At 60.6% G+C, this 12,628-nt stretch carries 15 protein-coding genes; 8 read left to right on the forward strand and 7 right to left on the reverse strand.

Features of this window, described 5'->3' with window-relative positions; genetic code table 11:
- Complete coding sequence (locus tag PH605_RS14370; RefSeq protein ID WP_142845298.1) at window positions 1-564, reverse strand: GNAT family N-acetyltransferase; 564 nt, start codon at window positions 562-564, stop codon at window positions 1-3.
- Window positions 561-1,451: a phosphoserine phosphatase SerB gene (gene serB / locus PH605_RS14375; RefSeq protein WP_142845299.1), complete on the reverse strand. Its 891-nt coding sequence runs from the start codon at window positions 1,449-1,451 to the stop codon at window positions 561-563. Before serB ends, PH605_RS14370 begins: the two co-directional genes overlap by 4 nt.
- Between serB and miaA the strand changes: the two genes are divergently transcribed.
- Window positions 1,450-2,346, forward strand: a complete 897-nt coding sequence (miaA, locus tag PH605_RS14380; protein WP_142845300.1) for a tRNA (adenosine(37)-N6)-dimethylallyltransferase MiaA — start codon at window positions 1,450-1,452, stop codon at window positions 2,344-2,346. The genes serB and miaA overlap by 2 nt on opposite strands.
- 9 nt (window positions 2,347-2,355) lie before the next feature.
- Here the strand turns inward: miaA and PH605_RS14385 are convergent, their stop codons facing one another.
- Window positions 2,356-4,365, reverse strand: coding sequence for an ATP-binding protein (locus PH605_RS14385; RefSeq protein WP_142845301.1), 2,010 nt, complete (start codon window positions 4,363-4,365; stop codon window positions 2,356-2,358).
- Between the two features lie 382 nt (window positions 4,366-4,747).
- On the opposite strand from PH605_RS14385, the gene PH605_RS14390 reads away from it, so the two are divergent.
- The 4 genes from PH605_RS14390 (at window position 4,748) to PH605_RS14405 (ending at window position 8,156) form a co-directional block, all read left to right on the forward strand.
- Window positions 4,748-6,541 (forward strand): acetolactate synthase 3 large subunit, encoded by a 1,794-nt coding sequence (locus PH605_RS14390; RefSeq protein WP_035239227.1) that lies wholly within the window; start codon window positions 4,748-4,750, stop codon window positions 6,539-6,541.
- A 19-nt stretch (window positions 6,542-6,560) separates the two neighbouring features.
- The gene (ilvN, locus tag PH605_RS14395) at window positions 6,561-7,133 is read left to right on the forward strand and encodes an acetolactate synthase small subunit (RefSeq protein WP_003522378.1); all 573 of its coding nucleotides are present in this window, start codon (window positions 6,561-6,563) and stop codon (window positions 7,131-7,133) included.
- A gap of 131 nt (window positions 7,134-7,264) precedes the next feature.
- Window positions 7,265-7,633 (forward strand): ArsR/SmtB family transcription factor, encoded by a 369-nt coding sequence (locus tag PH605_RS14400; protein WP_031233868.1) that lies wholly within the window; start codon window positions 7,265-7,267, stop codon window positions 7,631-7,633.
- On the forward strand, window positions 7,626-8,156 hold the full coding sequence (locus tag PH605_RS14405) for an SRPBCC family protein (protein ID WP_059756730.1): 531 nt from the start codon (window positions 7,626-7,628) through the stop codon (window positions 8,154-8,156). The genes PH605_RS14400 and PH605_RS14405 overlap by 8 nt, the downstream gene beginning before the upstream one ends.
- A 173-nt stretch (window positions 8,157-8,329) precedes the next feature.
- Here the strand turns inward: PH605_RS14405 and PH605_RS14410 are convergent, their stop codons facing one another.
- Window positions 8,330-9,175 (reverse strand): aldo/keto reductase, encoded by an 846-nt coding sequence (locus tag PH605_RS14410; protein WP_078051877.1) that lies wholly within the window; start codon window positions 9,173-9,175, stop codon window positions 8,330-8,332.
- Between the two features lie 164 nt (window positions 9,176-9,339).
- Between PH605_RS14410 and PH605_RS14415 the strand changes: the two genes are divergently transcribed.
- Window positions 9,340-9,933: a LysE family translocator gene (locus PH605_RS14415; protein ID WP_142845302.1), complete on the forward strand. Its 594-nt coding sequence runs from the start codon at window positions 9,340-9,342 to the stop codon at window positions 9,931-9,933.
- Between the two features lie 6 nt (window positions 9,934-9,939).
- Here the strand turns inward: PH605_RS14415 and PH605_RS14420 are convergent, their stop codons facing one another.
- The 3 genes from PH605_RS14420 to PH605_RS14430 are packed head-to-tail and all read right to left on the reverse strand — an operon-like array spanning window position 9,940 to window position 11,646.
- Window positions 9,940-10,728, reverse strand: a complete 789-nt coding sequence (locus PH605_RS14420; protein WP_080856547.1) for an anti-sigma factor family protein — start codon at window positions 10,726-10,728, stop codon at window positions 9,940-9,942.
- On the reverse strand, window positions 10,725-11,282 hold the full coding sequence (locus PH605_RS14425; protein ID WP_020810224.1) for an RNA polymerase sigma factor: 558 nt from the start codon (window positions 11,280-11,282) through the stop codon (window positions 10,725-10,727). Before PH605_RS14425 ends, PH605_RS14420 begins: the two co-directional genes overlap by 4 nt.
- Window positions 11,266-11,646: a COG4315 family predicted lipoprotein gene (locus PH605_RS14430; protein WP_078051963.1), complete on the reverse strand. Its 381-nt coding sequence runs from the start codon at window positions 11,644-11,646 to the stop codon at window positions 11,266-11,268. The genes PH605_RS14425 and PH605_RS14430 overlap by 17 nt, the downstream gene beginning before the upstream one ends.
- Window positions 11,647-11,787: 141 nt before the next feature.
- Here PH605_RS14430 and PH605_RS14435 point away from each other — a divergent pair, with 141 nt between their 5' ends.
- Both PH605_RS14435 and PH605_RS14440 read left to right on the forward strand, forming a co-directional pair.
- Window positions 11,788-12,147, forward strand: coding sequence for an ArsR/SmtB family transcription factor (locus PH605_RS14435; RefSeq protein ID WP_161987906.1), 360 nt, complete (start codon window positions 11,788-11,790; stop codon window positions 12,145-12,147).
- Window positions 12,144-12,626: an SRPBCC family protein gene (locus tag PH605_RS14440; RefSeq protein ID WP_142845304.1), complete on the forward strand. Its 483-nt coding sequence runs from the start codon at window positions 12,144-12,146 to the stop codon at window positions 12,624-12,626. Before PH605_RS14435 ends, PH605_RS14440 begins: the two co-directional genes overlap by 4 nt.
- Window positions 12,627-12,628 lie beyond the last annotated feature (2 nt).

Below are 12,628 nucleotides of genomic sequence, written 5' to 3' on the forward strand. Positions count from 1 at the left end.
TTATCGCGCCCGCCATTCTTCCAGCGTCAGCGCATAGGTGACGTGCGGCCGCAGATGCGGATGCGTGTCTTCCGGCACGCGCGGATGGTCGAAGTCGCGGGAAGGATCGCGCTTCAGGCCGATGCGCTCCATCACCGCCGTCGAACGGTGGTTGTTGTGGACGGCGAAGGAGACGATTTCCGGCGTCTCCTTTTCATCGAAGGCCATGACGAGCAGCGACTGCGCCGCTTCCGTGACATAGCCATTCCCCCAGAAGCGGGTGGCGAGCCGCCAGCCGATCTCCATGGTGCCGACCGGGAAGGGGGGATCGAGGTTCATGACCGGGGAGATACCGCAGAAGCCCATGACTTCGCAGGTTTCACGCAGCTCCATGGCATAAAAGCCATAGCCGCTGCCGCGGATCATGCCGTTGATGGTTTCCAGCACGGCGTCCGCTTCCGCATGGCTGCGGCGGAAGGGGAAAAACTCCATGACCTTTTCGTCGGCGTTGATTTCGCGGAACAGGTCACGGTCGCTCTCCTTCCACTCGCGCAGAATGAGTCGTGGCGTCTCTCGGATGATCATGGAGTGACAAAATCCGTCTTGCGATAGCCCTGGATGTAAAGAAGCGCGGTCAGGTCGCCATGGTCGATGCGCATCTGCGCCTCGGCGGCCACTGCCGGCTTGGCGTGCAGGGCAACGCCGGCGCCGGCGAGATGCAGCATGCCGAGATCGTTGGCGCCATCGCCGACCGCCATCGCCTCTTCCGGCGAGATGCCGAGCTTTGCGGCAATATCGTTCAGCGCATCCACCTTGGCCTGCTTGCCAAGGATGGGTTCGGCAACGGTGCCGTCAAGTTCGCCATTGGCTTCGCCGAGCAGATTGGCGCGGTCCTCATCGAAACCCAGCATGGCGGCGACACGGCCGGTGAAGACGGTGAAGCCGCCGGAAACGAGGGCGGTATAATAGCCCTTGGCCTTCATGGTGGCGATCAACTCCCTGCCGCCGGGGGTAAGCGTGATGCGCTTTTCGATGACATCGTCGATAACCGAGACAGGCAGGCCCTTCAGCAGCGCCACACGTTCCCGCAATGCAGGTTCGAAGGCGATCTCGCCATTCATGGCGCGGGCGGTAATAGCGGAAACTTTTTCCTTCAGCCCGACTTCGGCGGCCAGCTCGTCAATGCATTCCTGGCCGATCATGGTCGAATCCATATCGGCGATCAGCAGTTTCTTCCGGCGCTGATCCTGTTCCTGGATGACGATATCGATCGGTTTTCCGACAAGCTCGGCTGCAATGGCACTGCGAGCCTGCTCGGCTGCGGTGCCGGAAGGCAGGGCGATATCGCAGGCGATGCCATCGGCCAGCCAATAAAGGCCCGATGCGTTGACGGCCTTTGCGGCCGCCTCGCCGAGGGCCGGTGTCAGAACAGGATTTGACGGATTGGCGATAAGCGTGGCAACGAGAGCCATGATGAAAAACCTTGATGAGAATTTTGATGCGATCCTGATAACCGGCCCGACGGCAAGCGGCAAGTCCGCGCTTGCGCTTCGTCTGGCGCGGGAGCGGGACGGCGTCGTCATCAATGCCGACAGCATGCAGGTTTACGACACGCTGCGGGTGCTGACCGCGCGGCCGTCCGAAGACGAGATGGAGGGCGTGCCGCATCTTCTCTACGGCCATGTGCCGGCGAGCAGCCTCTACTCAACCGGCGAATGGCTGCGGGAGATTTCCGCCCTGCTTGCGGATTTGCGCGGGCAGGGGCGTTTGCCCGTCATCGTCGGCGGTACGGGGCTTTATTTCAAGGCGCTGACGGGTGGGCTTTCCGATATGCCCGCCATTCCCGATGACATCCGCGATGGGCTGCGCGCCCGGCTGATCGGGGAGGGGGCGGCTGCGCTCCATGCCGAACTCGCACGGCACGATTCGGCCATGGCGGATATGCTGCAGCCGGGAGACGGCCAGCGTATCGTCCGGGCGCTGGAGGTGCTCAAGGCGACCGGAAAGTCGATCCGGGATTTTCAGCGCGCCAGCGGCCCGATGATCGTCGATCCCGAGCGCGCGCAAAAATTCGTCGTCCTGCCGGAAAGGCCGGTGCTGCATGACCGCATCAACCGGCGTTTCGAGATGATGATGGATAGCGGGGCAGTGGAGGAGGTGCAGGCGCTTCTCGCGCTCAACCTCGCATCCGATGCCACCGCAATGAAGGCGATCGGCGTTGCCCAGATTGCCGATATGCTGGCCGGGCGCATCGGCGAGGCGGAGGTGATCGAAAAATCGGCGGCCGCGACACGTCAATATGCCAAACGGCAGATGACCTGGTTTCGCAACCAGATGGGGGACGACTGGACACGTATCCAGCCGTGAGAGCGCCCATCAGTCTTTCCGGTAGAGACTGCCGAGCGGTTTCTTCAGCAGGCTTTCGCGGAGCGAAGGACGTGCATCGCCGGGCGGTGGGCCATTCTGTGCCTGCATCTGGAAACTCGCCTTGCGCAATTCGTTGACGGCGCCGGAGGCCGCATCGGGTGCCGCCGGATTTGGCGATGCGGAGAGTGTGCGGCCGGGCAGCATGTCCGGGCGGTACGGCTCGTATCCCTCCGGTGCGGCCGTTCCCAGTTCCCGCTTCCAGCGGTCGATATCGTCTGTCTCCCGTGGTGCGGCTGCCGGCTCCGGCAGATCGGAAAAGGCTGCTTCGACGCTTTGCTGGAAGCCGGTGATGACAGGCTTGGCCGTGGCGCGCATGCGGGTGACGATGTTGTTCAGATCGACCGTGTCCGGGGTTTCATGGTTCGTATGGCTGATGGTGCCGCTCGCCTTCGGCAATTTGGCGGTGGCCACGCGGTCGAAACGCATGCGCATCGGTACATTGACGGCCTCGCCGAAGGCGATGGCCTCGCCATTGCCGATGGAAGACAGAAAGCTGGTGGTCGAGGTCGATGCGTTCGGTACGGCGGAGAGAATGATCTTCTGGTCGATCTCGTTCGACAGCCGCATGGCGAAAACGGTCGAGCATTGCGACAGGATGGTCTGGTCCAGTTCGCTTGGCCGCTGGCTGATGACGCCGAGCGAAATGCCGTATTTGCGGCCCTCCTTGGCGATCTGGGCAATGGATTGCCGGGTGGGGAAAAAGCCGCGCTCGGGGTCGGCGGGCACATAACGGTGCGCTTCCTCGCAGACGACAAGCATATGCAGCGAGCCGCGCGCCAGCACCGCCAGTTCGAAGGACATGCGGCAGAGGACGGAGACCACCGAATTCACCACTTCGGAGGGGATGCCGGAAAGCTGGAACACCGAAATCGGCTTGCCTTCCCCGGGAATACGGAAAATATGCGCGACCGTCTCCAGAATGGTGTCGCTGATCGTATTGCTGGAGAACATGAAATTATAGCGCGTGTCGTTGATGGCCGAGAGGATGCGGCCTTTCAGCGAGCGCAGCGCGGGTTTTTCGCCACGCCCTTCCAGCCGGCCGATACGCTCGTCGATGAGGGCGAGGAGATCGGCCATGCGATAGGGTACCGGCGTATCCGGCGTGATCGCGCTCTTGTCGGAGGTGCGGCGCACGGCGGAACCCTCGGTGCCGCGAAATGCCTTTTTCGCTTCCGGAACGAGGTCGCGAAGGACATCCATTTCTTCCGGCACGGGTTTGCGGCCGCGGAAAATCACTTCCGCAAATTCCTCAAGGCGCATCAGCCAGAAGGGAAGATCCAGCGTATCCGTGTCGATGACGACCGAATGGTCGGGAAAGGCGGCCGCGAATTCATTATGCGGATCGAGAATGAGGACACGCAGCTTCGGGTCGGTCTCGATCGCCTTGTTCAGAAGCAGCGAGACGGCGGTGGTCTTGCCCACGCCCGTCGAGCCGACGACGGCGAAATGTTTGGAAAGCATCTGGGGAATGCTGATGGTGGCGTTGATCGTATCGTCCTGCGTCAGCCTGCCGATCGTGCAGGCGTCGCGCTTGCCGCTGTCGTAAATCTTGGCAAGATCGCTGGTGCGGATGCGATGCGCCACCGCACCCAGATAGGGGTAACGGGAGATGCCGGTGGAAAAGCGCTCGCTGCCATCCTCGGTGCGATAGACTTCGCCAATCAGTTCAACCTCGACCAGCAGCCTGTTCGGCCTGTCCGCCGCCCAGTAGTCCTCGCCGGTTCGCATGGAAAAAACCAGCGCTGCGACACGGCTCGTACCCATCTCGATGGAGATCAGGCGTCCGACGGACCAGAGTTGCGAGACATCGGTGGTGCCGGGTTCCGTTTCGGCGGCGATGGTGGCATGCGCACCGTTACAGGCGATGACGCGGCCCAGCATGCGGTTCGCCGGCTGCTGGCCGGATCGCCGTTCGTTTTCGTCCATGCGGGACGCACTATGAAACGTGTCGTTACTCACATTTTTTCCCGGTACATGCGGATGATCGCGGTGGTTCGGGCAGTATCTGCGTTCTCGATATTAAAAGATTATGCTTAACAACATGTGTATCGGCTGCGTTCGAAAATTTCGCGCAAGCAGCCTTTCAGGTAATAAAAGAAGGCGACGGCGATTTTTTCCTGCAATATGCGTTGACGGCTGGGGCTTTTGTGGCTAACACTCCGGCCCATGAAAAATCTTAACGTACTTATCGTGGTGGGACGGCGCATGGGCAGGATGGTGTAACCATCCGGCGAAAGCACCCATGCGCTGAACGAGGCTCCTCTAGGGGCCTTTTTTTATGTCTTCAAACAGGCCCTCGGGCTCCTCGATATCCAAAGCCAAAGCGGGATGGAAACAGGCAATGACGGATAAGGACAATACGGAAAACAGCAATCGCATGACAGGTGCGGAGATCGTTCTGCAGGCGCTGAAGGACAATGGCGTCGAGCACATCTTCGGTTATCCGGGCGGTGCCGTTCTTCCGATCTACGACGAGATTTTCCAGCAGGAAGACATCCAGCATATCCTCGTGCGCCACGAGCAGGGCGCTGGCCATGCGGCCGAAGGTTATGCACGCTCCACCGGCAAAGTTGGCGTTATGCTCGTCACATCCGGACCCGGTGCGACGAATGCGGTCACCCCGCTGCAGGATGCGCTGATGGATTCCATTCCGCTCGTCTGCCTGTCCGGTCAGGTCCCCACCACGCTCATCGGTTCCGACGCGTTCCAGGAATGCGATACCGTCGGCATCACGCGCCCCTGCACCAAGCACAACTGGCTGGTCAAGGACGTCAACGAGCTGGCGGGCATCATCCATGAAGCCTTCCGTATCGCGCAGACGGGTCGTCCCGGTCCTGTCGTCGTCGATATTCCGAAGGACATCCAGTTCGCCACCGGCACCTATACGCCGCCCTCCGCCGCCACCCAGCACGAGAGCTACAAGCCGAAGGTTCAGGGCGATCTGAACGCCATTCATGCCGCCATCGACCTGATGTCGAAGGCGAAGAAGCCGGTTTTCTATACCGGCGGCGGCGTCATCAATTCCGGTCCGGAGGCAACCCGGCTGCTGCGCGAACTGGTGGAGCTGACCGGCTTCCCGATCACCTCGACGCTGATGGGTCTCGGCGCCTATCCGGCTTCCGGCAAGAACTGGCTCGGCATGCTGGGCATGCACGGTTCCTACGAAGCCAATATGACGATGCATGATTGCGACGTTCTGGTCTGCGTCGGCGCGCGTTTCGACGACCGAATTACCGGCCGCATCAATGCGTTTTCGCCGAATTCGAAGAAGATCCATATCGATATCGATCCGTCCTCGATCAACAAGACGGTTCGCGTCGACGTGCCGATCATCGGGGATGTCAGCCATGTTCTGGAAGATATGGTTCGCCTGTGGCGCGCTCTGCCGAAGAAGGTTGAGAAGGCGCAGACGGCCGACTGGTGGGCGCAGATCGAGCGCTGGCGCGCCCGCAACTCCTTCGCCTACAAGAATTCCAACGATGTCATCATGCCGCAATATGCCTTGCAGCGGCTTTATGAGGCCTCGAAGGGCCGCGACACCTATATCACCACCGAAGTCGGCCAGCATCAGATGTGGGCGGCGCAGTTCTTCGGTTTCGAGGAGCCGAACCACTGGATGACCTCGGGCGGTCTCGGCACCATGGGTTACGGCCTGCCGGCGGCCATCGGCGTTCAGGTCGCGCATCCGGACGCGCTGGTCATCGATATTGCCGGTGACGCCTCGATCCAGATGTGCATTCAGGAAATGTCCTGCGCCATCCAGTACGGTCTGCCGGTGAAGATCTTCATCCTCAACAACCAGTATATGGGCATGGTGCGCCAATGGCAGCAGCTGCTGCACGGCAACCGCCTGTCCAACTCCTATACGGAAGCCATGCCCGATTTCGTCAAGCTGGCGGAAGCCTATGGCGCGGTCGGCATGTATTGCGACGATCCAAAGGAACTGGACGACAAGATTGCAGAAATGATCGCGGTCAAGAAGCCGGTCATCTTCGATTGCCGCGTCGCCAATCTTGCCAATTGCTTCCCGATGATTCCGTCTGGTAAGGCTCATAACGAGATGCTGTTGCCGGATGAGGCGACGGATGAAGCGGTTGCCAACGCCATTGACGCCAAGGGCCGTCAGCTAGTCTGAGCCGGGAGAGGAAAAGGACATGAACGCACACCTACAACCCACCGGCTCGGCCTATTTCATCCAGAAGGAAACGGCCGCCGTTGAAAATCACACGCTGTCGGTTCTCGTCAGCAACGAGCCGGGCGTTCTCGCCCGGGTCATCGGCCTGTTCTCCGGCCGCGGCTACAACATCGAGAGCCTGACGGTTTCGGAAACGGAACATGAGGCGCATCTGTCGCGCATCACCATCGTCACGCGCGGCACGCCCATCGTGCTGGAGCAGATCAAGGCGCAGCTTGAGCGCATCGTGCCGGTGCACCGGGTTCTCGATCTCACCGTTCGCGCCCGCGAACTGGGGCAGGAGCGGCCTATCGAGCGCGAAGTGGCGCTTATCAAGGTCGCCGGTTCCGGCGAGGACCGTGCCGAGACGCTGCGCCTTGCCGATGCGTTTCAGGCCAAGGTGGTGGATGCGACGGTGGAGCATTTCATCTTCGAGATCACCGGCAAGTCGTCGAAGATCGACCAGTTCGTGGCGATCATCAAGCCGCTCGGCCTGATCGAGATTTGCCGCACCGGTATCGCGGCGATGAATCGCGGCCCGCAGGGGATGTAACCTCCATATCCGCAGCATATGCTGGAATATAAGCCCGCGGTTCGCCGCGGGTTTTTTTATGGCTTCGCCCGGATCGGCATATATTCAACCATATGGTTGACTTTCTGGGTCGACAGTCTATATTCAACAATATGGTTGAATTATCCGCTTCACATCTCGACACTGTCTTTCATGCCCTCGGCGACGCCACGCGACGCACGATGCTACGCGATCTTTCCCTTGGTGAGAGAACGGTGAGCCAGTTGGCCCGGCCGTTCGACATATCGCTCGCCGCCGCCTCGAAACATATCAAGGCGCTGGAAAATGCGGGGCTTATCCGCCGCGAGGTGAGGGGGCGCATCCATGTCTGCCGTCTTGCGCCGGAACCCTTGGCAGAGGCGCATGAATGGCTCGATTTCTACCGACAGTTCTGGGGCAGCCGCCTCGATATTCTTGAGCAAATGCTCAGGGAGGATGATCAGGGAAAAATCCCTGCAGATGGAGGAAATGACAATGGCTGATATCGCAATGCCTGACGCCTATGGCCGTCTTGTCGAACCGACGACCCTGAAGATCGAACGGCTGCTGCCGGGGCCGATCGAGCGGGTATGGGCCTATCTGACACAAAGCGAGCTTCGCCGTCGCTGGCTGGCTTCCGGCGAAATGCGGCTTGCGCCCGATGCGCCGTTCGAACTCGTCTGGCGTAACGATGAGCTTTCCGATCCGCCGGGCCGTCGCCCGGAAGGCTTTTCCGAAGAGCACAGGATGGCGTCCCGCATCATCACCGTCGTTCCGCCGCACCGCCTTGTCTTCAGTTGGGGCGAGGGCGCGGAGGTGTCCATCGAGCTTCAGGCTCTGGGCAAGGACGTGCTTCTGACGCTGGTTCATCGCCGGCTTGCGGATCGCACGACCAAGCTCAATGTCAGCGCCGGCTGGCACGTGCACCTCGATATTCTCGCTGCCCGGCTTCAGGAAGAGGAGCCGGAACCCTTCTGGGATACCTGGCTGGGGCTGAAAGAGGAATATGAGCACCGCATACCGTAATGAAGCGCGGTGCGTTCTCATGATCTGACGGCGCGGCTTGTCGCGCCGTTTCTTGCGGTCCATGCCTAGTGTCGCATCCCCGCACAACGGGCCTGCTTTTCGGCGTGGCGTTCATATTCCGATTCAACCGCTTGAGCGATTGATTCCGAAGTGTTTCGTAACCCTCTGTTACCTCACAGCATTTCCAGCGAGGTCTTGCGCGTTGGCGGCGGGAAGACGGCATCCAGCGCCGCCCAGTCTTCCTCGGTTATTTCAAGATCGGTCGCGCCTCGATTTTCCTCGACGCGGGAAACGCTGGCGGATTTCGGGATGGCGATGACGCCGTCCCTCTCAAGAAGAAAGGCGAGCGCCAGTTGCGCCGGTGTCGCCTGATAGGCCTTGGCGATGCGGATGAGTTCGTGGTTCTTCAAGATGCGGCCCTGTTCGATGGGGGAATAGGCCATCAGCGGCACGCCGCGCTCCTGGCACCAGGGCAGCAGCGAAAACTCCGGCCCACGCCGGGACAGATTGTAGAGAACCTGATTGGCGGCGCAGTTCTTGCCGCCGGGAACCGCGAAAAGCTCCTCCATGTCGTCGGTGTCGAAATTGGAGACGCCCCAGTCGCCGATCTTGCCGTCGCTCTTCAGCCTTTCGAAAGCCGCCACGGTTTCCGCAAGCGGGTGCTCGCCGCGCCAGTGGAGCAGATAGAGGTCGATATGGTCGGTGCCGAGCCTTGCAAGGCTGCGCTCGCAGGCCTCCGTCGTGCCTCTTTCGCTGGCGTTCCAGGGGTAGACCTTGCTGACCAGAAACACGTCCTGTCGACGGCCGGCGATGGCCGCGCCGACCACCTCTTCCGATCTGCCATCCGCATACATTTCCGCAGTGTCGATCAGCGTCATGCCGAGATCGATCGCCTTGCGAATGCTTTCGACCTCCTGCGGCGCGGATGATCTCGTCTCCCCCATGTTCCAGGTGCCGAGGCCAAGGGCCGGAACCTCTTTTCCGGAGGGCAGGGTGACGGAAGGAATATCGTCATACATGGGTTCGCTCCAGCGGTTGATGATCGGACAATAGAACTTTGTTCCGACTTCTCAAAGCCGGCATGGAGAGGATCGATCCATCAAAAAAATTGACCTCGGCCATCAATCCGGCGGGGTGGCCTGATGTTGGCCCGGCGGATAGGATTTCGGCTCAAGGAGAAACCATGACTGTCGAAACTCTTGTCGCGCTGGTGCTGTTTGCCTTCACCACATCCATCACGCCCGGCCCGAACAATATGATGCTTTTTGCTTCCGGCGTGAATTTCGGTTTCCGCCGCACCATCCCGCATATGCTGGGCATCGGGGCGGGGTTCCTGTCGCTGCTGATCGGGGTCGGCTTCGGTCTCGGCGCGTTGTTGCATTCGGTGCCCGTGCTTTACACCGGGCTGAAATTCGCAGGCGGGCTCTATCTCGTCTGGATCGCGTGGAAGATCGGCACCTCCCGCAGCCTGAGCGAGGGTTCGGCCGCAGCGGAGCCGATGAGTTTCCTTGCCGCGGCCGCTTTTCAGTGGGTCAATCCCAAGGCGTGGGTGATGGCGGTGACGGCAATGGCGACCTATACGGATGAGCGGCAATATTTCCTCACCGTCCTTCTCGTTGGCGTGGCCTTCGCCGCGGTCAATCTTCCCAGCGTTTCCACCTGGGCGGGTTTCGGCTCGGCATTACGGGAATGGCTGGCGGTGCCGGTCCGGCTCAAATGGTTCAATATCACCATGGCCGTACTTCTCGTCATCAGCCTCTGGCCGATGCTGAAATAACGGTCTTCACGTCGGGAACTGCCGGTAGCATTCCTCGGCGATTGCCTGCACCTCGTCGCGCGTCAGCTCGGCGGACACGGCGTAACCCAGTTCATTGTCGATCCAGTAGAAGGTCTCGATGCCGTCGGCGCTGGCCATGCGGAAGCTGGTGGTGCGGTTTTCCTCGTTGTGGCCGATCAGCACCGTCACCCGACGGCCTGTCTTGTCCTGATACATCAGCATCGCGCCCGGTTTACCGCTGACGGGGATAAGACGCCCGCCGACGAGGTCGTATCCGATCTTTGAGAGATCGGGGATGGTGAAGGGGTAACCGAGCCGCTTGCCGAGCCATGTGGCGAGATGCTGCTGTTCTCCCGCGCCGACTTCGACGGGATGGCGCACCTCGCTAGCATAGATGAGATAGGCGGATTTCGCCTGCGCCGGAATATCCGTGGTCAGCGACGCCAGGGTCACGTCCTGCGGCGTGGAAAAAGACGGCGGCAGAAGCCTGCCCGCCGCAGCACCCGCCACGAATATCAAAAGGGCGGCCGCTGTTTGCAGGAGAACCGGTTTTGCCCGCCATGCGCGGTCCCTCTTTTGCGGGGTGAGCATCGATGCGTCATGCGGATGTGCGGCGGCATAGGAGGCGAAGGCATTGCGCAGAATATCGGCCTGTTTTCTCCATTCCTCCACACGGGCCTGCTCCTCCGGCCTTTCCGCCAGCCAGGCCTCGACAGCCGCGCGGTCATCGTCGGAAAGAAGTCCGTCGACATAGGCGTGCAAATCGTCTTCGGTTATGGCCTCTAGCCGTGTCATCTTGGTCTCCGCAGGGGAATGATATTATCCGCCGCCAGATGCTGGCGAAGGGTTTCGCGGGCGCGGGACAATCTGGACATGACGGTGCCGAGCGGGATCGACAATGTCTCTGCCGCCTCCTGATAGCTGTAGCCTTCCACCGTCACCAGCATCAGCACGGCGCGCATGTCCGGCGAAAGAAGGGCGAGTGCGCCATGCAGCCGGTCGTTCTCCAGCGTGTCGGAGAGCGTCTCCGCGCCGGCGATGCTCTCATGGCCGTCCAGGCTCTCGGACGGGTGGCGTTTCTCGGCGCGGTGGCGGTTACGATAAAGATTCGTCATTATCGTGTAAGCCCATGATTTCAAACCCGTTCCGCGCCATTGCCTTTTATTGGCCAACGCCTTTTCCACGCAGTCCTGCAAGAGGTCTTCGCCATCGGCATCGGAACGGGAAAGGCTGCGGGAATAACGGCGCAGCATGGGCATCAGCGCCAGCATCTCCGTTTCGAAGCTGCCGGCTGCGGGGGAATGGTTCCCCCGCTTTTCATCCGTCATGCCATCAGGGTTTTGCGGCATCCCATACACCGTTCATACCGTCGCCGGTGGCGTCGCCTTTTTTCGTGTCCTTGACCCAGTAATAAAGCGGCATGCCATCCTTCGCCCATTGCATCTTGCCGTCCTTGCGCTTCACGAGGGAATAGGCGCCCTCGGCCTTGTCGCTGGCGGCTGCGAAAAACGGCGGCCAGTTCACCGCGCATTTGTCATAACAATTGGATACGCCCTTCTTGTCGTTCTTGAAAGTGTAGAGCGTCATGCCTTTTTCGCCCGCCAGCACATCGCCCTTGGCGGTCTTGACGGTTTCGACCATAGGGGCGGCATAGGCCGTTCCGGCAAAAGCCAGAACGAGGGCGGGAACGATAAAGCGGATCTTCATGGACATATCCTCCTTGGTTCGGGCGGCCTCTGCCGCCAGCACATCAAGAGACACCGCAACCCGATGGATTATTCCCTGCGGCAACGAATTTTCGCGATTTTTAAACTTATCCATTGAGCTAACTATTTCGATATGATAGTTAGCCTTATGGAAAACTATTCAGACGCGCTCGACGATATCTTCCAGTCTCTTGCCGATCCGACCCGCAGGGCGGTGATCCTGCGGCTGGGCGGCGGGGAGGCGAGTATCGGAATGCTGGCCGAACCCTTCGACATGGCCCTGCCATCCTTCATGAAACATATCCGCCAGCTGGAAGAGGCGGGGCTGATCGTGACGCGCAAGCAGGGGCGCGTCCGGTTCTGCTCGCTGGAGAAACAGAGGTTCTCCATGCTCGATGGCTGGTTGTCGCAACAACGCGCCATCTGGGAAGGCCGCACCGACCGGCTCGAACAATTCGTCATGGCGCAACAGGACAGGATGTCCAGTAAAGGGGAGAATGACCAATGAACGAGACTTTCAATCCCGATCTCGACCTGAAGATTTCACGCATCATCAGGGCGCCGCGCCGGCTCGTCTGGAATGCCTGGACGGACAAGGCCAGCCTCGAACAATGGTGGGTGCCGCATCCCGGCCAATGCCGGGTCGACCGCATGGAGCTTCATCCCGGCGGCGCCTTCGAAACGCGCTACAGCGAGGACGGCACGGCCTTCGGTCCGCATGTCAAAGGATGTTTTCTGGCGGTGGATCATGAGCAGCGTCTGGTTTTTACCGATGCGCTGACGGCGGGTTTTCGCCCCTCCGCCCAGCCGTTCCTCACCGCCGTGATGACATTTCGCGATCACCCCGACGGCATGGAATATGTGGCCTATGCCATGCACAACAACCCTGAGGATCGCGACAGGCACGCGGAGATGGGCTTCTTCGACGGTTGGAACACGGTTGCGGAGCAGCTGGCGCAGCTTGTCGAGCGACAGGCGGTCAATTGAGC

This window comes from Agrobacterium sp. CFBP 3001 (assembly GCF_027871605.1).
Classification (GTDB): domain Bacteria; phylum Pseudomonadota; class Alphaproteobacteria; order Rhizobiales; family Rhizobiaceae; genus Agrobacterium; species Agrobacterium leguminum.